This window comes from Amycolatopsis jejuensis (assembly GCF_000717335.1).
In the GTDB taxonomy this organism is placed as follows: domain Bacteria; phylum Actinomycetota; class Actinomycetes; order Mycobacteriales; family Pseudonocardiaceae; genus Amycolatopsis; species Amycolatopsis jejuensis.
This window is the reverse complement of the sequence record NZ_JNYZ01000011.1, coordinates 223,258-240,971: the sequence shown is the minus strand read 5'-3', so window position 1 is coordinate 240,971 and position 17,714 is coordinate 223,258. Positions and strand designations below refer to the sequence as shown.

The 17,714-nt window shown below is 69.4% G+C and carries 17 protein-coding genes; 6 read left to right on the top strand and 11 right to left on the bottom strand.

The window, feature by feature from the left end; translation table 11 throughout:
- Positions 1-64: 64 nt before the first annotated feature.
- Positions 65-826 carry an SDR family oxidoreductase gene (locus OO71_RS16330; protein WP_033290616.1) on the bottom strand — a complete coding sequence of 254 codons (762 nt, stop codon included), beginning with the start codon at positions 824-826 and terminating at the stop codon, positions 65-67.
- A 100-nt stretch (positions 827-926) separates the two neighbouring features.
- Between OO71_RS16330 and OO71_RS16325 the strand changes: the two genes are divergently transcribed.
- Positions 927-1,766 carry a helix-turn-helix transcriptional regulator gene (locus OO71_RS16325; RefSeq protein WP_033290615.1) on the top strand — a complete coding sequence of 280 codons (840 nt, stop codon included), beginning with the start codon at positions 927-929 and terminating at the stop codon, positions 1,764-1,766.
- Here OO71_RS16325 and OO71_RS16320 read toward each other — a convergent pair.
- From OO71_RS16320 to OO71_RS16305, 5 genes are all read right to left on the bottom strand, one after another.
- Positions 1,763-2,305, bottom strand: a complete 543-nt coding sequence (locus OO71_RS16320) for a phosphoribosyltransferase family protein (RefSeq protein WP_033290614.1) — start codon at positions 2,303-2,305, stop codon at positions 1,763-1,765. The two genes, OO71_RS16325 and OO71_RS16320, sit on opposite strands and share 4 nt — an antisense overlap.
- Before the next feature lie 31 nt (positions 2,306-2,336).
- Entirely contained in the window at positions 2,337-3,206 is an 870-nt protein-coding gene (locus OO71_RS16315) for an SAM-dependent methyltransferase (protein ID WP_033290613.1), read from the bottom strand.
- Positions 3,207-3,243: 37 nt separating this feature from the next.
- Positions 3,244-4,125, bottom strand: coding sequence for a helix-turn-helix domain-containing protein (locus OO71_RS16310; protein ID WP_033290612.1), 882 nt, complete (start codon positions 4,123-4,125; stop codon positions 3,244-3,246).
- 141 nt (positions 4,126-4,266) lie between these two features.
- A complete protein-coding gene (locus OO71_RS53120) occupies positions 4,267-4,728 on the bottom strand; it encodes a DUF397 domain-containing protein (RefSeq protein ID WP_084145009.1) in 462 nt (153 codons plus the stop codon).
- Between the two features lie 906 nt (positions 4,729-5,634).
- Positions 5,635-5,979, bottom strand: coding sequence for a hypothetical protein (locus OO71_RS16305; RefSeq protein ID WP_156096325.1), 345 nt, complete (start codon positions 5,977-5,979; stop codon positions 5,635-5,637).
- A 491-nt stretch (positions 5,980-6,470) separates the two neighbouring features.
- Between OO71_RS16305 and OO71_RS16300 the strand changes: the two genes are divergently transcribed.
- The 4 genes from OO71_RS16300 (at position 6,471) to OO71_RS16290 (ending at position 9,792) form a co-directional block, all read left to right on the top strand.
- Complete coding sequence (locus tag OO71_RS16300; RefSeq protein ID WP_033290610.1) at positions 6,471-7,094, top strand: maleylpyruvate isomerase family mycothiol-dependent enzyme; 624 nt, start codon at positions 6,471-6,473, stop codon at positions 7,092-7,094.
- 654 nt (positions 7,095-7,748) lie between these two features.
- Positions 7,749-8,009: an HC3 family zinc finger protein gene (locus OO71_RS16295; RefSeq protein ID WP_033290609.1), complete on the top strand. Its 261-nt coding sequence runs from the start codon at positions 7,749-7,751 to the stop codon at positions 8,007-8,009.
- Positions 8,006-8,173 carry a hypothetical protein gene (locus tag OO71_RS50120; RefSeq protein ID WP_156096324.1) on the top strand — a complete coding sequence of 56 codons (168 nt, stop codon included), beginning with the start codon at positions 8,006-8,008 and terminating at the stop codon, positions 8,171-8,173. The genes OO71_RS16295 and OO71_RS50120 overlap by 4 nt, the downstream gene beginning before the upstream one ends.
- A gap of 1,148 nt (positions 8,174-9,321) precedes the next feature.
- The gene (locus OO71_RS16290; RefSeq protein ID WP_033290608.1) at positions 9,322-9,792 is read left to right on the top strand and encodes a DUF2127 domain-containing protein; all 471 of its coding nucleotides are present in this window, start codon (positions 9,322-9,324) and stop codon (positions 9,790-9,792) included.
- A gap of 2 nt (positions 9,793-9,794) precedes the next feature.
- On the opposite strand, the gene OO71_RS16285 is transcribed toward OO71_RS16290, so the two are convergent.
- From OO71_RS16285 to OO71_RS16265, 5 genes are all read right to left on the bottom strand, one after another.
- Positions 9,795-10,502 carry a PP2C family protein-serine/threonine phosphatase gene (locus OO71_RS16285; protein WP_033290607.1) on the bottom strand — a complete coding sequence of 236 codons (708 nt, stop codon included), beginning with the start codon at positions 10,500-10,502 and terminating at the stop codon, positions 9,795-9,797.
- A gap of 88 nt (positions 10,503-10,590) precedes the next feature.
- Positions 10,591-12,399, bottom strand: a complete 1,809-nt coding sequence (locus tag OO71_RS16280) for a glycosyltransferase family 39 protein (protein WP_245633684.1) — start codon at positions 12,397-12,399, stop codon at positions 10,591-10,593.
- Entirely contained in the window at positions 12,396-13,628 is a 1,233-nt protein-coding gene (locus OO71_RS16275; RefSeq protein WP_033290606.1) for a bifunctional glycosyltransferase family 2/GtrA family protein, read from the bottom strand. The genes OO71_RS16280 and OO71_RS16275 overlap by 4 nt, the downstream gene beginning before the upstream one ends.
- 28 nt (positions 13,629-13,656) lie before the next feature.
- Positions 13,657-15,126: a sensor histidine kinase gene (locus OO71_RS16270; RefSeq protein ID WP_033290605.1), complete on the bottom strand. Its 1,470-nt coding sequence runs from the start codon at positions 15,124-15,126 to the stop codon at positions 13,657-13,659.
- 64 nt (positions 15,127-15,190) lie between these two features.
- The gene (locus OO71_RS16265; protein WP_051791654.1) at positions 15,191-15,940 is read right to left on the bottom strand and encodes a fructosamine kinase family protein; all 750 of its coding nucleotides are present in this window, start codon (positions 15,938-15,940) and stop codon (positions 15,191-15,193) included.
- A gap of 265 nt (positions 15,941-16,205) precedes the next feature.
- On the opposite strand from OO71_RS16265, the gene tig reads away from it, so the two are divergent.
- The gene (tig, locus tag OO71_RS16260; RefSeq protein WP_033290604.1) at positions 16,206-17,609 is read left to right on the top strand and encodes a trigger factor; all 1,404 of its coding nucleotides are present in this window, start codon (positions 16,206-16,208) and stop codon (positions 17,607-17,609) included.
- Positions 17,610-17,714 lie beyond the last annotated feature (105 nt).

The following is a 17,714-nucleotide window of genomic DNA, read 5'->3' as shown; positions in this document are numbered from 1 at the left end:
CTGATTCCCTGAAGGTTCCCTTCACGGACTTACCTTCCGGCAGCCGGCCACCCCCGGCCTGAGGTCACTTACCGTGCGGATCGGCCGCGTTGAGCGCAACCACCACCTGGTCATAATCCCCCCGAGCCTCGCCATAACGCAGGAACTTCACGTTCTCCACCTGGATTTCCGTGGCGTCCGGCCGGGTTTCCAGCAGCGTCATGACCTCCGTGATAAACGCCTCCAGCGGCATCGCGAACGGGCTTTCCTCCTGGCCGGGCATGAGCGCTGTCCGGACCGACGGCGGTTCCAGCTCCACGACCTTCACCGTGGTGTCCGCCAGCTGCAGCCGCAGCGATTCGCTCAGCAGGTGGATTGCCGCCTTGGACGCGTTGTAGCTCGGGGTCGCCTTGAGCGGGGCGAAGGCGAGCCCGGACGACACCGTGACGATCGTGGCGTCCGGCCGGGTCTGCAGGTGTTCCACGAACGCGCCGATCAGCCGGATCGGGCCGAGGACGTTCGTGGTCACGGTCGCTTCCGCGGTGTCCACAAAGGACTCCGGCCGGTGCCAGTCCTCGACGCGCATGATGCCTGCCATCGTCACCAGCACATTGAGGTCCGGGTGCGTCGCCAGGACCTCCTTGGCCGCGGCTTCGATGCTTGCCGGGTCCGTGGTGTCGATCTGCACGGTGTCCAGGCCGTGCTCGGCGGAGATCCGAGTGAGCAGGTCCGTCCGGCGTCCGCCGACGATGACCGTGTTGCCCTTCGCCTGCAGTTCCCGCGCGAGGGCGAGGCCGATGCCGCTGGTGGAGCCGGGGATGAAGATGGTGTTTCCGCTGATGTCCATGTCCTCAGTCTTGGCCCGTCCGCGCGGCGGCGGCAGAGATCGCACATCGGGGGATCGGCGATCCCTGGCTCGCGCGCGGGCCCGGCCCGATACTGGACGCATGGATCGAGCTGAGCTGGCCGCGTTCCTGCGCCGCCGACGGGAGGCGCTGCGTCCCGAGGACGTCGGGTTACCGGTGGGCGCGCGGCGTCGGGCGACCGGGTTGCGTCGCGAGGAGGTCGCGACGCTCGCCGCGATGTCCACCGACTACTACACCCGGCTGGAGCAGCAACGTGGACCGCAGCCGAGCGAGCAGATGCTGGCGGCGCTGGCCCGGGCATTGCGGCTGAGTAACGACGAGCGCGACTACCTGTTCCACACTGCCGGTCGCAACGCGCCGTCGCCGGTGGTTGCCGCAACGCACGTCGCGCCGGGGCTGATGCGGGTGCTCGACCGGCTGTCCGACACTCCGGCGCTCATCCTGTCGAACCTCGGCGAGGTGCTGGTGCAGAACCAGCTGGCCGAAGCGCTGTACGGCGATCGGTCGCACTTCACGGGGCTGGCGCGCAGCGAGGTCTACCGGTGGTTCACCGATCTCGCCGAGCGGCGCGTTTATCCGCCGGGCGATCGGGACCGGCAGAGCCGCGCGCAGGTCGCCAACCTGCGGGCAGCGTATGGTGCGATGGGACCGCAGTCGCGCGCGGGCGAGCTGGTCCGCGCGTTGCGCCGCGAGAGTCCGGAATTCGCGCGGCTGTGGGAAGAACACGAAGTGGTGAAACGGTTCGAGGACCACAAGGTGCTGGTACACCCGCAGCTGGGCGAGATCGAGGTCGACTGCCAGGTGCTGTTCACCGAGGACCAGTCGCAGGCGCTGCTGGTGCTCACGGCGCCGCCGCGCAGCGAGGCGTTCGAGAAGATCCAGCTGCTTGCTGTGCTGGGTAATGAACAGTTCGCACGTTAGAGATCTCGCACGTGCAGCAGTGACCGCACTCGCAGCTGTCGCCGGGGTTCGTTGCGGCGCAAGCCATCCACGATCACGGCGACGCCCACCCAGGTCGCACCGGCGTCCGCGGCAAGGGCCTGCGCGGCGAAAGCCTGTCCGCCGGTTTCGATCCAGTCGTCCACCAGCAGCACGCGATCACCGGCCGACAGCAGGCGGCGGCGGAACCCGAGCGTGAGATTGCGGTCCTGGTAATCCGGGGGTGACGTGCGCTGTAGCCAGCGGTCCGAATCGCATGCCGGATGCCGGTTCTTGCGGACCTCGACGAATCCCGCGCCGAGCGCCACCGCCACCAGCGGACCCAGCAGCGACCCGCGGGATTCGGGGCCCAGCACGACATTCGGCTCGTCACCGTCGAACAATCCGGCCAGCGCCGGACCCAGGTCCCGCAGCAGTCCGGGCGCACGCCACCAGCCCGCCGGGTCGGGGTAGCGGGCGTAATCCGTCCGGTCTCCGAGCACGACGGTGGCTTCGCGGATGCGGTCTGCCACGGTACGCATGTTTCGATGGTCGCATGCGTGGCGAGCGATTTTACGGCTTCCGCGCGACCCCCGCGAGGATCACCGAATGCGCGGGCGACGGGAATTCCACGTGCGGCGCACCGGCCCCGGACTCCTCCGGATGCCACGACGGCGTCCAGGTGAGCCCCGGCTCGACCATCTCGAACGGCCCGAACAACGCCGCGATCTCCTCGCGCGACCGCCAGATCACCGGGCTGCTGGACCGGTCGTACATCTGTTTCAGCTCGATGAGCCCGGCGTCCACATCGGACGGTACGCCCTGGTCGGTGATGTGCGAGATGGCGAGGAAAGACCCGGGCGGCAGCAGCTCCCGGTACTGCGCGACGACGGAGGGGCCGAGGTCGTCGGTGCTGCCGCTGTCTTCGGCGGGCGGCTGCTGGACGTGCAGCACCGCGATGAGCAGCAACGCGAGCGGCTCGTCGACGTCGATCACCTTGGTCGCCGCGATCTTGTCCCACAGCCCGGCGGGATCGCGCAGGTCGGCGTGGATGACCGCGTGCCGCGCGGGGTCGCCGGACTCGCGCAGCAGGGTTTCGGAATGGGCGACGGCGACCGGTTCGTAGTCGACGTAGCACACGCGGCTCTCCCCGGGCGCGACCTCGTCGGCGACCTGGTGCGCGTGCCCCATGGTCGGGACGCCGGAGCCGATGTCGACGAACTGCCGGACGCCCTGTTTGACCAGGTGCCGCACGACGCGGTGCAGGAAGAGCCGGTTGGCCTTGGCGATCGGGCGGATGAGCGGGAACTCGCGGATGACCTCGTCGGCGAACTGCCGGTCGATGGTCCAGTTCGTGGTGCCGCCGAGGTAATAGTCGTAGACCCGGGCCACGCTGGGGTGGTCGAGGTCGACCCCGGGCGGCGGGAAGGGTTCGTCGGCCACCGCAGCGGCCTCCTTTCGGTTCGGGATGTCCGGGCGCTCAGCGGGACGGCAGCGAGGCTTTCAGGTGGAGCAGGGACTGCTCGCGGGACAGCGTGGCGGCGATCTGGGCGTCCCACGATTCCTCGTAGGAGGCGAACCCGTCCTGGTCCTGCGGGACGACGATGAGCCCGATCTTGCTTTCCTGATAAGCGAAATCGTCGAGGTCCGCGGGGGCGAAACGGAGGATGGTGAAGTCCTCGTCGGAGTACGCGTCGGCGTGCCGCGGGAGGATGCGGATGTCGGCCGTGGGATGCGTTTCGACGAGGCGGATCATGTGCTCGAGCTGGTCGGTGGCGACGGCGGGCGGCTTGCCGTGCACGAGTTTTTCGATGCAGCTGTACTCGAGCATGAAGACGACGCGCGGACCCGGGTCGGCGTCGAACATCCGCTGCCGCGCCATGCGCTCGGCGACGCGATCGGTGACCCGCTCCTGGTGGCTGGCCTGGAACTGCGCGAACATGTAGTACTCCGACTGCAGCAGGCCCGGGATGCGGTTGCCGGTCCAGCTCAGGATTTCCGCCGCGTCCTGCTCTTTCTCGGTGATCTCGCGAAACCACTGCGGCGTGATCATCCGCCGCTCGGCCCGCCGCGCGGCGGGAGCGTTGGCCTGGTTGAACTCCCGCAACCGGTTCGCGTCGAACGCGGGAATCCGCAGGATCTCCACGATCTTCTCCAGGTCGTCGGGCCGCGTGCCGGCTTTGCCGCTCTCGATCTTCTGGATCTTGGGCTGCTTGCAGCCGAGGGACCCGGCCAGCTCGGCCTGGGTGAGCCCGCGGGTCGTCCGCCATTCGCGGATCCCCACCCCCAGCCGGGTGCGCTGGGTCCGCAACGACGGCGGCGGCTGCCGGACGGGCGGCTTCAGGAGGCGATCCGCATTCATTTCGGGGGCGATCCGGGGTTCTTCCGGGGATGGGAGAACCCCGAGGATAATGCGCGGACCGGGCAGGCAATACACTGGGTGGGCACATTTCCGTCGTGTTCCCCCGAATGGCCGAACGGGGGCCGGGAATGCCCGTAATGGTCAACCGTTGAATTGCCCTTGCTGTACTGCTTCGACGAACGCAGCCCACTCGGCCCGATCGAAAACGAGCACGGGCGAGTGCGGATTTTTGCTGTCGCGAACCCCGACGAGTTCATCGGCACCGAGGTTGACCTCGACGCAGTTCCCGGAGTTGGGACCACAGGCCGAGGGCCGCTGCCAGCCGTGACGGGGGAAGGCAGGTTGTCCGCTGTGGCCGGTCAGTGGTGGTGCTTGCGGGTGGGCGGCTTGGGGTGTGTGTTGGCTGTGGCTGGTCAGCGCTGAGGTTTGCGGTTGGTGGCTGGCGAAAGCGGCGTGGGGCGGTTGCTGGCCTAGCGCTGAGGCTTGCAGGTGGTGGCTGGGGAAGGCGGTGTGGGGCGGTTGTTGGCTCGTGGGGGTTTGCCAGGCCGGATGGCTGGCCGACGTTTGCCAGTGGCGACCGGGGAATGGTGGGCCGGCCTGCATCGGAGGTTGCCAGCGCTGGGGGAATGGCTGGTTTCGGTGCGGTTTCCGGTGCGGGTTCGCGTCACGCGGGTCGTGGATGTCCATGGCAACCCCCTCGGTTCAGCCGGTGAATGGAATATTCCATCGTGCACGGAATGTGCTCGGAATATTCCATATGGTAAGCGAATTTTGGATCTTTCCCGTGGCGGCAGCGGGATTTCACCCGAACGGACACTTCCCATGCATAATGAGCGTGCTTTCGCATGTGCAATTGCGTTGGAGGATGCAGATTCCGCTGTCGAAGCGATGAAGGATTGTCTTTTTCGTGGTCCGGGGGTAGAGGCAGGTCCGGGTCATCTGGTGCAATTCGCGAGGTGTCGGTGCTTTGTTCTACATTGACCGTGCGGAGCGGGAGAAGTGTGTGGGTTTACCGGTTGTCAGCGGCTCGCTGATTCCAGGAAGCAGTCGGTGCTGCTGGACCTGCCGGACGTGTTTTCCCTTGGCGGCGGGTCGTGTCGGTCTCTCCAGGCTGCGCCTAGCGAGCCGAGATACGGGGCGCGGGCGGGCCTGATTCTGCCCGCCCGCGCTGTCGGCTTCTGCTGGTCGGCTCGCGCTCCCCGCCAGTTCCTGCCCGGCCGCTTCCGCCCGCGCCTGGTAGCTCTCGCCGGTCGGCTCGCATGTGCTTGGTCGGTCTCGCCGGTCGATTCCCGCTCGCGCAAGTCGACTTCCGCCCGGCGGCTCCGGCTCGTGCTCGTCGACTCGTGCCCCGACCTGTCGTGTCCGCGTCCCGGGGGTTCCTGCCCGCGCCCCGACCTGTCGTGTCCGCGTCCCGGAGGCTCCCGTCGGTCGGCTCCCGCCCCCCGGCGCTCCGGCTCACCCCGGCGACTCCCGTCCGCGCTTGCTCGTCTGTGTTCGTCGGCGAGGCGGTCAGCTTGGCCGTTTTCCGTTCTGCCGCCTGCGGATCGCCACGCCCACGAGGTGTGCCAGGAGCACCGTCAGCCCGCCTGCGGTGCCGATTCCGGCCAACGCTCCGGCGGTGACGAAGACGACCGTGCCGGTTCCGGCGATCAGTACGAGCAGGATCACGATCAGTTGCCACGTCCGCTTCCAGTCGCCGAGAGCCTGTGACGTCAGCTCGACCGGGGTCCGGGTGGCCTTGCGCGGCGGCCAGGCGGGGCGGGCGCGCGACCGGATGGCGGGTGCGGGTGGCTCCGGCGGGGGCATGCCCGGTTCGTGGAAGGTGACCGTCACCCGGCCGGGGTGTTGACTCATTGCGACGACATACGTTGCGTTGTCGCCGGTGCTCGGCGTTTCTGTGCGGGGGCGTGCCTGGGCTGCGTTTTCCGCGCCAAGACCGGTCATTGTGGATCCTTTCTCATCATACCGAGAAGTGCCGGAACACAGTTCCCCAAGAGCCCCCGAGGGGAACTGGTTCCGGCTGCCGCGGACCCGGTAGGAGAATGGAATATTCCACGCTCCTACCCCCTCCTGCCTGCGGCGATGCCATCTTTGCACGGCGGTCCTCGATCCCGCCAACCCGGGACCGGCAATGCTGGCCGGAGCTTGTCCGGCGCGCGTTTCGAGTGGCATATTCATCGGACGTCAATTTGTGCCGGAGAGAGGATTTCGTAGACAATCAGACTCGATCGGGTGAAAATTCTGGCGAAACCCAAGCGGGTGTTCCCTGTCTTGGTCACCTGAGCTGTGAAGGCGCGATATTGCTACTGTGAGTGGCTGCCGCTGACCATCTGGAAAGGCCCGGTATGAACGTACGGACGCTCGCTCGCGAGGAGCGGGCCGACTTCGCGGACCTCCTCGACACGCTCACGCCCGAGCAGTGGGAGATGCCGTCGCTGTGCGTCGGCTGGACCGTGCGCGAGGTCGTTGCCCACGCGGTGAGCTACGACGAGCTGGGTGCGCGCGGCTTGACCCGGCGGCTCGCCCGCGCGCGGCTGTCCTTGTCGCGGGCCAACGCGCTCGGGCTGGCGGAGTACCGGGTGCGCCCGCCGCAGGAACTCGTCGCCGTGATGCGGCGGAATCCGCAGCCGCGCGGCCTGCTGGCTGCGTTCGGCGGCATGATCGGGTTCGTCGACGGACTGATCCATCAACAAGACATCCGCCGCCCGCTCGGGCTGCCGAGGACGATCCCGGAGGTCCGGCTGAAGCGCGTATTGCGGCTGGCGCTGGTCGCACCACCGGTCGGGGCGGCGCAACGGCTGCGCGGGCTCCGCGCGATTGCCACGGACCTCGACTGGTCCGCCGGAAAGGGCACGGAGGTCCGCGGCCCGGCGGAGGCGCTGCTGCTGTCACTGGCCGGCCGCCGCGCAGCGGTGGCGGATCTGACCGGCCCCGGCGTACCGATGCTGGCTGCGCGCACGGTGGGGTGACCTTCGCCCGCGCGGGACAGTGGTTCGCATTCCTGAGCTGCGGTGATGCCGCGCGGTGCAGTCGCTTCGCAGTCGCTTCGCGGTGGCGGGTGTGCGGTGGGCGGGCAGGCGCGTCTGGGCCAAGGTGCGGCGGGTCGGACGCATGGGTGGTTTCGCGCTCCCGGGTTGGGATCGCGCGGCGGCACTATCTTGCGCGCCGGAGCCGTCGTGCTGGTGGTGCTATCCGGGGCGAACCATGGGTGAGCCCGATGCGCGGGGGTCGCACGACGGGGTGATTTCGGACGCCAGGGGTTGCGTCTGCGCTTGATGACAGTGGTGATGACGGCGACCGCACCCCCTGGTAAGTGAGGTGATGCCCCGACGGACGCCCGCCGCGCCCCTTTTTCGTGGGTTCCGTGTCCGCTGCCGCGCCTCGCAATCGCCTTGGCGGCACGGGTCCCGCGCACTCCGCGGCGGCGTCCGGCCCCGGTGGTGTCACCGCTCGGTGACACCCTGCGGTCCCCAGGGCCATTGCCGGGCGGCGTTGGTTGCCGGGAATGCCTGGTGGTTCAGGGAAATCTCGGGTTTTCATGATCACCCGGACCAGTGACTTGCGTCAGCATTTGGTGACACCCGAAATAGGGACTCCACGCACCACCAAGGGGAGGGAGTCCGGTGTTCAAGTGGCAGCAGGCGGAAGGGAAGCGGCACGCGCTGGAGGGGCCGTTCGCGCCGAGGCCGGAGGAGACGTTCACTGCGCTGTGCGGCGCCGAGGTCACGGTAGCCCGCAGCGACGTACCCCAGCTCGGAGGGCACTGGTTCGACCCGACCTGCCCGGAATGCGCCGCGGAATGGCTCCGCCGGGCGGAAGCGTTGCGGGCGGAGCTGTCGCGGGCGCAGTCGTCGCAGGTTGAGCGGGTTTGGTGCGCGGTATGAGCCGGGTGACGGACATCGCCGGGCCGGGCGGGATTCTCGCCGGTGGAATGGGTCCGGTGCGTGGGGTGAGCCGGTTGGACGGCGTCGGGTTGGGCCGGTGGAGCGCGTCGGTGCGGTCCGGGGCGGGGCTGCTGCTGGTGGAGTGGGTTCGGTGCGTGCGGTGAGCCGGTCGGAAGGTGTGGCGTTGGGCCGGTCGGTGCGGTCCTGGGCTGGACTGTCGCCGGTGGGGTGGGTCCGGTGTCTGGCATGAGCCGGGTGGACGGTGGGGGTGTGGAGCCGGGTTCGTGGATTGCGAACGGGCTCGTACGCGCTCGCGGCATGGTGGGTGGTGCTGAGCCGGTGGTGCGGCGCAGAGCGGTGGCGCCCGCCTTCAGTGAGGTGGGGCCAGGTGGCCCGGCGCCCCGGACGGGGAAAGCGGTGTGGGCAGCTGGTCTGGTGCGTCGGGTGGGCAAAGCGGCAGCTGGCCCTGCGCGTCGGGTGGCGAAAGCGGTGAGGCCAGCTGGTCCGGCGCACCGGACGGGGAAAGTGGGTCGCGTCGGCGGGAGTGTGCGTGGGACCGGCTTGGTGACCAGGGCGGATCCTCCCCGCGATGGGTCGGATGTCGAGTCTGGAACCGCTCGGGTTGGTGGGCTCGAGAGGGCCTTCGGTGCGAGTATCCGATGAACCACCGACAGAACGGGACTCCCGCGGCACGGCCGACCGGGCCAGAGATCCTTGCGCGGATTCGGGACCTCCAAGCGTCCCTCGCCACGGATCTCGTGTTTCTTACCCGGGCGTTGGACGAACGTGCGCCGCGGCCTGATGTCGTTCGGGATCTTGGGGAGCGGATGCTCGATCTTGGGCGGGCGTTGGTCCGGCGGAGTGATCAGCTGAACGAAGCGGTGCTCACGAGTTTGCCTGCGCATGGGTGGCTGCCGCAGGTGGGTGGGCCGCGTGGGGTTGCTCGGGTGGCGCATCAGGTGGGGCGGCGGCCGTTGCGGTGTGGGCCCGTGTACCTCGGGTTGTGCGGGGCGGCGTGTTTTCCCGTCTATGGGCAGGATCCGCACGATCGCACGGCTCGGTACGTGCGGTGCGGGGAGTGCCAAGCCAAGGCGGGCGAGGAAGGGATGACGTGGGATTCGGGGCCGGAGTGAGCGCGGGGGTGAGGTGGGATCGGCGTGAGTGCAGGGGTGGCGCGGGTCCGGCGTGAGCGCAGGAGTGGAGCGGGGCCGGAGTGAACGGAGGGGTGAGGCAGGACCCGGGACCGGAGCGAACAGAGAAGCAGCCCGAGGTTCGCCGGGCGGAGTGGCGTCGTTTCCGGTTTGCTGGGGGGATGAGCGAGCACACCAGCACCGAGCGGCTCTTCCGGATTGCGATTGCGCTCAAAGGGCTTGACGGGGCGGTCCAGCTCGTCGGGGCGCTCATACTCGCCTTCGTGCCCTCTGCGGTGGTCACCGGGTTCGCGCACGCCGTCATCACGCGTGACCTGCTCGGCGACCCCTCCGGCACGCTCGCTCGGCACCTGCAGGTGGCTGCCGAGCATTTTGCTGCCGGGGGGACCAAGACGTTCGCCGTTGGTTATCTCTTGGCGCACGGCCTGGTGAAGCTCGGGCTGGTGTGGGCGCTCGCGCGGAAGTGGCTCCGCGCGTACCCCGTCGCGATGGTGGTGCTTGCAGCTTTCGTGGCTTACGAGATCTACCGCGCGATCGAGACGCACTCCATCGCACTGCCCTTCTTCGCACTGCTCGACGCTGTGATCATCCTCCTCGTCTACCGCGAATACCGGGCCCTCAAACGCGCTTGACGTCAGGCGGCTGCCGGAAATCGCTCCGTGACGATCGCCGTGACGTCCACCTCCGGTGGTTCCACGAAAAGCGCCGTTGCGTTGTCCCGGCCGCCCAGGGCGATGGCCGTGGCGACGAGAGCCGGCGCGCCGCGCGACGGGTCGGCCAGGATTTCGTCGATCGTGGCCGGTGGCAGCACCTTGTGTACCCCGTCGCTGGTGAGGAGCAGGCCGCTGCCCACCGTCTCCGTCGTACCGATCTCCTCCGGCTGCGTGGTGCGCACGCTCGTGGTGACCATGTGCTCCATCCGCGGCGAGTACGGCTGATGCCGCGATCGGAAGTACTCCGCCATCGTGTGGTCCACCGTGAGCTTGTGGATCATCGCCCCATCCCACGCGTACGCCCGCGCGTCGCCGACCCACGCGATCCGGTACCCGCCCGCGAACGGCATCGCGACCACCATCACCGCATCCCCGGTACCCCCCAGCTTCTGCAAAGCCCGCTGCGCGTTGAGGATCGCCGCCACCGGCCCGTCGGCGACCGGGGTGCGCGCCGCCGCGGCCGCTGCGACCTGGGCGGCCCGCCCGGCCGACGGATCGTCGCCGACCCCGTCGGCCAGCGCGAACGTGATCCCGGGCGCACCGGCGACCGCGTACGCGCTCACCGCGTCCGCATTCCGCTCGCGCGGCCCTTGCTCACTCGCGGTGTGCCAGCGTGGATATCCGGCCATCGTGACCTCCCGGGCGTTCGCTGCGGATAACTCTCCGTGCTTTCCAGAATGCGCCTCGATCCTGGGAACAGGCTGAGGATTTCCGGACTCACCGGGTGAGCTGGTAGACAGTTTCGCCACCCACCGTGGTCGCCGGGAAGTTCGCGGCCACCCACTCGGTGATTTCGCTCGAACCACCGGGCCCGCCGCCGCGTCCGCCGTCGACGTAGTAAGTCACCTGTCCCGCCGCGACGTACTGCTTGAACTGCTCCAGCGTCGGCGCCGGATCACCGCCGCTCCACCCGCCGATGCCGATCACCGGACGGCCACTCGCCAGTTCCAGGCTCGCCGCCGACTGGGACCCGGACGTCGCGGCCGCCCACTTCGTCGTGGTAGCCGCCAGAAGCCGCCCGACGGCCGCACTGGTCTCTTCCATCCGGACCTCGCCGGAGACCGGGCCGGAAACGGGGATGGAACCGTTGTGTGGCAAGGAAACCGTCGCAACTGTGTACCCGGAGCAGCCGAGACCGAACGCGACCACCGCCGCCAGCCCGCCGCGCGCCCCGGCGATCACCGCGGTACTCACCACCAACCCCAGCCCCACGATCACCCAGCGGAGCGCGGGAAACCAGTCCGGCGTGCGGTCGAGGAGGATGAACGCCCACCCGGCCGTCACCGCGATCATCGCGCCCAGCACCAACCTCGGCGCGACGTGCGCTCGCCCGCGCCACAACGCGTGCCCCGAGATCGCCACCACCGCGGCGATCGCCGGGGCGAGCTGCACCGAATAGTACGGGTGCACGATGCCGCTCATGAAGCTGAACACCAGCCCGGTCACGAGCAGCCAGCCGCCCCAGAGCACCAGCGACGCGCGGGTCCGGTCGGTCCGCGCGGCTCGCCGGGTGAACCACAGGCCCGCCACCAGCCCGATCAATGCGGCCGGGAGCAGCCAGGAGACCTCGGTGCCGAAACTCGCCCCGAACATCCGCCCGAGCCCCGGACTCCCGCCGAACGCGGTCCCGGCACCACCACCCAAGCCACCCGAGTCACCGCCTCCGGCCCCGACCATCCGGCCGAACCCCGAAACTCCGCCGAACGCGGGGTCGGCACCACCGGCCGGACCGAAACCACCCGAGCCCGCCCCGAAGATCCGGCTCAACCCGTTGTACCCCAACGCAAGTTCCAGCAGGCTGTTCCCGTCGGACCCGCCGACATACGGCCGCGATCCAGCCGGCCACAGCTCCACCAGCACCACGAACCAGCCCGCCGACACCACCACCGCGACCCCCGCGGCCAGCAGGTGCAGCAGCCGTTTCCCGAGCCCCGGCGGCGCCGCGATCAGGTACGCCAGCGCGAACGCAGGCAACACCAGAAACGCCTGTAGCATCTTCGTCAGAAATCCGAATCCGATTGCCACCCCGGCAAAAACCAGCCACCGCGGGCTCTCCAGTGCGCGCACTGTGCAATACGCACCGACGATCAGCAGCAAAGTGAGCAACGCGTCCGGGTTGTTGAACCGGAACATCAACGCGGCAACCGGTGTCAGCGCAAGGATCGCGCCCGCCAGCAACCCCGGCACCGGCCCGGAGACGCGGCGCACCGTCAGATACAGAACCCCGACCGATGCGACCCCCATCAACGCCTGCGGGGCAAGCACCGTGAAACTCGAGAACCCGAACAGCCGCGCGAAAGCCGTCCCGACCCACAGCGCCGCGGGCGGTTTGTCGACAGTGATCACATTCCCGGCGTCGAGCGAACCGAACAACCAGGCCTTAGCACTTTGCGTGCCCGCCTGCACGGCCGCGGCGTAGAACGAGTTGCCGTACCCGGATGCGGTCAGGTTCCAGAAATACAGCACGCCGGTCAGTGCCAGCAGGCCGGAGACAGCCGGGCGGACCCAGCGATCGGCAGTGCTCAAGACGACTCCTCGGGAGCGGTGCGACGCGGATTGAAGACCCAGCCGCGCAGCAGCAGGAAGCGCAGCACCGTGGCGGCGAGGTTCGCCGCCACGAGCACCACCGTCTCCAGCACGAGCCCGGGATTGTGCAGTAAGGCGAGCGACCCGCTGGTCAGCGCCAGTCCGAGGCCGAAGACCAGCAGCCCCTGGACCTGATGGCGGCCCACCCCGGCCCGCCCGCGCACGCCGAACGTCACCCGCCGGTTCACCGCGGTATTCCCGACGGCGGTGACCAGCAACGCAACGAAATTGGCCACCTGCGCGGACATCATCGTCCGCAGCAGCAGGAAAAGCAGCAGATACGCGACCGTGCTCGCGACCCCCACAGCCGCGAACCGCACGAGCTGCTTGACCAAGCCAGGCGACACGCCGGGCGCCTCCACTCCGATCGGTGCGCGGCCGAGCTGGTCGCGCAGCCGTCGTACGGGAATTTCGCCGGTGAGCGTCGCGCGAGTGACCCGCGCAATGCCGCGGAGATCCGCGGCGGCGGTCGCGAAAAGGTCGACGGACGACTGCGGATCGTCGACCCAATCCACCGGTACCTCGTGGATCCGCAGTCCTGCCCGCTGGGCGAGGACGAGCAGTTCGGTATCGAAGAACCAGCCGGTGTCGCGGACGTGGGGGAGCAGGGCACGGGCGACGTCGGCGCGGATCGCCTTGAATCCGCACTGCGCGTCGGAGAACCGTGCGGCGAGGGTGCCCCGCAGGATCAGGTTGTAGCAGCGGGAAATCAGCTCCCGTTTCGGTCCGCGCACCACCCGCGCGCCGCGGGCGAGACGGCTGCCGATCGCGACGTCCGAGTGTCCCGACAACAGCGGCGCGACCAGCGGGTCCAGCGCGGCGAGATCGGTCGACAGGTCAACGTCCATATAGGCCAGCACGGCAGCGTCCGAAGTGGACCAGACCGTCTGCAGTGCGCGGCCGCGGCCCTTCGCATCCAGGTGGTGTACCTCGACTTCGGGGAATTCCCGGGCTAACCGCGAAGCGACCGCAAGGGTTTCGTCGGTGCTCGCGTTGTCCGCGATGGTGATCCGATACAGGTACCCGGCGCGTGCGGCGAGATGCGCCCGCAGACGGCGCACACACGATTCGAGGTCGGTTTCCTCATTGTGGACCGGGATGACGACGTCCAGCACAGGCTCCGGACCACCGAGGCCGACCGGACTTCGGCGGGAGGCGGGGGCGTTCATGGCTTTACCGTCGCGGGCGCGGCTTTGGTCACCTTGTGGTGGCGCTGTGCCCCTGCTGTGCGATGGGCAGGCGCACCACGAACTCCGTCCGCCCCGGACGGCTGCGCACCTCGATCGTCCCCCGATGCGCAGCCAGCACGGCCGCCGCGATTGCCAGCCCCAGCCCGGTCGACCCGGCCGCGCGGGACCGAGACGAATCCCCGCGCGCGAAGCGTTCGAAGACCTGCAGCTGCGGCGGGATACCCGGGCCGTCGTCGACGACGGTCACCACCGCGCTGCCGTCCACCGCCCGCACGAGCGAGGTGACGACCGTGGTACCCGGCGGCGTATGCACCCGGGCGTTGGCAAGAAGATTGGCCAAGACCTGGTGCAGCCGCTGCACATCGCCGAGGACGAACACCGGCGTCGTAGGCAGCGAAAGACGCCAGAGGTGATCGGGACCGGCGACTCGGGCGTCACTCGCCACGTCCGCGACGAGCCGGGCCAGGTCGATCTCGGTGACGTCGAGCGGACGACCCGCGTCGAGGCGCGCGAGCAGCAACAGGTCTTCCACCAGCGTCGTCATCCGGTCGGCCTCGGACTCGATCCGGCTCATCGAGCGCGCGACGGCGGGCGGCGCGGCAGTCCGGGACCGTCCGGCCAGCTCGGCGTACCCACGGATCGCGGCAAGCGGCGTACGCAGCTCGTGACTGGCGTCAGCGACGAACCGGCGTACCCGCAACTCGCTCGCGTACCGGGCTTCGAGCGCCGACGACACGTGCCCGAGCATGTGGTTCAGTGCCGCCCCGACCTGGCCGACCTCCGTCCGCGGATCGGTGTCCTGGACCGGTACGCGCACCGACAGATCGACGTCACCCCGGTCCAGCGGCAGCTCGGCAACCTGCGCCGCGGTCTCGGCGACCCGTTCGAGCGGCCGCAGGGTGCGCCGCACCGCGAACGCGCCGAGGAACGCCGCCCCGGTCACCCCGGCCGCCGCCACGCCGAAGAGGATCAGCCCGACCGTCAGTAACGTCTGCTGCATCGGCTCCAGCGGCACGCCCGTCACCACCACGCCGCCCGGGATCGGAACCGCCGTGAGCCGGTAGTCACCGAGGTCGCCGACGCTGCGCGTGTACGCCCGGCCGTCGGCAGGGAGATCGTGCAGTACGGCGAGTTCCTCGGCGGTGAGCCGGACGCGCTGCCCATGCGGGGACAGCGAACCACCGTCGACCAGTTCGCCATCGGCGAAATGCGCATTGACGGTGCCCGCGCCTTGCCCTGGCGCGTCGAGCGGGTTGCCGGGCGGTCCGCCGCGAGTGGCGAAATCCAGCGCCCGGGTGGCCGCGGCGGACAGCTGGCTGTCGGTCTGCGACAGCAGGAAGGCCTTGAGCGCGAACTCGCTGACCACCCCGATCACCAGGCACACCAGCGACAGCAGCACGACGATCGAGATCGTCAGCTTCGCGCGCAGCGACCGCCGCCCCGGCCGGGCAGCCGCGATCCGCACGCGCAGGCTCATGTCCGAAGGGTGCGAGCCGACAGTGTGGGCCCGATGTGTGCTTCCTGTGAACCGGCTGTGGGGTTCAGCCGAGCGCCCGGGCGGCCGCCTCCGCCTGCCCGGCGTACGACCGTCCGAAAAGGACAGTGTGCACGAGCAGCGGGAACAGCTGGTGCAACGGAATCCGTTCCCGGTACCCGTCGGCCAGCGGGGCAGCCGAGTCGTACGCCGCCACGATCCGGTCCAGGTGGGGACAGCCGAAGAGGTGCAGCATCGCCAGGTCGGTCTCGCGATGTCCGCCGTGCGCCGCCGGGTCGATCAGCACGACGCCGTCCGCGCTCCACAGCACATTGCCGCTCCATAGATCCCCGTGCAGCCGCGCCGGCGGCTCAGCCGGGGTCAGTTCGGGAAACCGCGCACACGCCCGCTCGAACACCGCGGCGTCCACCAGCCCGGCGTCGGCCGCCATCCGGACATAAGGCAGTACCCGATGCTCCGCGTACCACTCCGGCCACGACGCGCCGGTCACATTCCGCATCGGCGCGGTCCCGATCCACGCGTCCACTGGGCCATCCGGGGGAGAGGAACCGAAGGACGGCGCTCCGGCGGCATGCAACCGGGCGAGGTCGTGGCCGAATTCTTCCGCCGCCGACACGCTCGGCGCGACCTCGGTGACCCGCTCCAGCACGAGCCAGCCGTCGTCCGCGCCGTACACCCGCGGCACCCGCGCGACACCGGACAGCCATCGCAACCCGGCGGCCTCGGCCCGCACCGGACCCCGTTTGACCACGACGTCGTGTCGCCGGTCGCCGTCGGTCAACGTCAGCTCACTCATCGTGCCGGTCCGGCCGGTGCGCACCACCTCGAACCCGGTGAGCCGCGCGGCCGCCGCGGCCGGACCTTCAGTGTGCTGCCCGGAAACCACGTCCGGCACGCTACGGGCGCCGGGGCACCTCCGCTGATCGGGACCGGTGCGCGAGGTGCCCCGCAGCCGGTCTCGTCACACCTCTGGCCTAGACTCGGACGTCCCGGTCAGCAGGTGACCGGGGCCGTCCCGATGGACTGCCCGCCCACATCGTTTACCGCTCGAGGAGAAGATCTTGAAGAGCACCGTCGAGCAGCTCAGCCCGACGCGAGTGAAGATCAATGTCGAGGTGCCGTTCGACGAGCTCAAGCCGAACTTCGACGCCGCGTACCGCAAGATCGCCCAGCAGGTGCGCGTACCCGGCTTCCGCCCCGGCAAGGTACCCGCTCGCGTCCTGGAAAGCCGGATCGGCCGCGCGCCGGTGCTCGACGAGGTCGTCAACGAGGCCATCCCGGCCAAGTACATCGAGGCCGTGCGCGCGGGCGAGGTCCGCACGCTCGGCCAGCCCGAGTTCGAGGTGACCAAGCTCGAGGACCGCGAGGTCCTGGAGTTCAGCGCCGAGGTCGACGTGCGCCCGGAGATCGAGCTGCCCGACCTCGAAGGCATCGAGGTCAGCGTCGACGACGTCGAGACCACCGACGAGGAGGTCGCCGAGCAGCTCGACGAGCTGCGCGCCCGCTTCGGCACCCTCACCGGCGTCGAGCGTCCGGCCGAGAACGGCGACTTCGTGTCCGTCGACCTGTCGGCGAGCGTCGACGGCAAGCCGGTCGAGGAGGCCTCCACCACCGGCCTCTCCTACGAGATCGGCTCCGGCCAGCTCGTGGACGGCATCGACGACGCGATCGTCGGCGCGAACGCAGGCGACACCCGGACGTTCACCACCAAGCTGGTCGCGGGCGAGTTCGCCGGCCAGGACGCCGAGGTCACGGTCACCGTGCAGTCGGTCAAGCAGCGCGAGCTGCCCGAGGCCGACGACGAGTTCGCCCAGCTCGCGAGCGAGTTCGACACGATCGACGAGCTCCGCGCCGACCTGCGCGAGCGGCTCGGCCGGGTCAAGCGGATGCAGCAGGGCGTCCAGGCCCGCGACAAGGTCCTCGAGATCCTGCTCGAGCGCACCGAGGTGCCGATCCCGGAGAAGGTGCTCGAGTCCGAGATCGAGAACCGCAAGCACGACGCGGTGCACCCGTACGACCACGACGAGGACCAGTTCGCCAAGGCGCTCGAGGCCGAGGGCCGCACCCTCGACGAGTTCAACGCCGAGGTGAAGGAAGAGTCGGAGAAGGCCGTCCGTACGCAGCTGCTGCTGGACACCATCGCCGACAAGGAGCAGACGTCGGTCAACGACGGCGAGCTCACCGAGCGGATCATCTACCAGGCGCAGCGCTTCGGCGTCAGCCCCGACGAGTACGTGCAGCGGGCCCAGCAGTCGGGCCAGCTCACCGCCATCTACGCGGACGTCCGCCGCGGCAAGGCGCTTGCGTCGGTGGTGCGCGGCACCACGGTGAAGGACGCTTCGGGGGCCGAGGTCGACCTCACCGAGCTCTTCGGCGCGGACGAGGAAGCGCCCGCAGAGGAGACCGAGGTCACGGAATCCGCTGTGGAATCCGGCAAGGAAGCAGCCAAGACCCCCGCGGAGTGAAGCTCTGAGCGAACTTGGGCGGTGTCAGGCATTCTGCACCGCCCGAGTTCGTTAGGGTCGAAAGCAAGATCTCCGAACACGACAGCGGCGGACGCGGCCAGTGCG

Bases quoted from the DNA above. Each gene is read 5' to 3' on its own strand.
- OO71_RS16330 (WP_033290616.1), bottom strand. From the start codon at position 826: ATGGACATCAGCGGAAACACCATCTTCATCCCCGGCTCCACCAGCGGC.
- OO71_RS16325 (WP_033290615.1), top strand. From the start codon at position 927: ATGGATCGAGCTGAGCTGGCCGCGTTCCTGCGCCGCCGACGGGAGGCG.
- OO71_RS16320 (WP_033290614.1), bottom strand. From the start codon at position 2,305: ATGCGTACCGTGGCAGACCGCATCCGCGAAGCCACCGTCGTGCTCGGA.
- OO71_RS16310 (WP_033290612.1), bottom strand. From the start codon at position 4,125: ATGAATGCGGATCGCCTCCTGAAGCCGCCCGTCCGGCAGCCGCCGCCG.
- OO71_RS53120 (WP_084145009.1), bottom strand. From the start codon at position 4,728: ATGCAGGCCGGCCCACCATTCCCCGGTCGCCACTGGCAAACGTCGGCC.
- OO71_RS16305 (WP_156096325.1), bottom strand. From the start codon at position 5,979: ATGAGTCAACACCCCGGCCGGGTGACGGTCACCTTCCACGAACCGGGC.
- OO71_RS16300 (WP_033290610.1), top strand. From the start codon at position 6,471: ATGAACGTACGGACGCTCGCTCGCGAGGAGCGGGCCGACTTCGCGGAC.
- OO71_RS50120 (WP_156096324.1), top strand. From the start codon at position 8,006: ATGAGCCGGGTGACGGACATCGCCGGGCCGGGCGGGATTCTCGCCGGT.
- OO71_RS16290 (WP_033290608.1), top strand. From the start codon at position 9,322: ATGAGCGAGCACACCAGCACCGAGCGGCTCTTCCGGATTGCGATTGCG.
- OO71_RS16285 (WP_033290607.1), bottom strand. From the start codon at position 10,502: ATGGCCGGATATCCACGCTGGCACACCGCGAGTGAGCAAGGGCCGCGC.
- OO71_RS16275 (WP_033290606.1), bottom strand. From the start codon at position 13,628: ATGAACGCCCCCGCCTCCCGCCGAAGTCCGGTCGGCCTCGGTGGTCCG.
- OO71_RS16270 (WP_033290605.1), bottom strand. From the start codon at position 15,126: ATGAGCCTGCGCGTGCGGATCGCGGCTGCCCGGCCGGGGCGGCGGTCG.
- OO71_RS16265 (WP_051791654.1), bottom strand. From the start codon at position 15,940: ATGAGTGAGCTGACGTTGACCGACGGCGACCGGCGACACGACGTCGTG.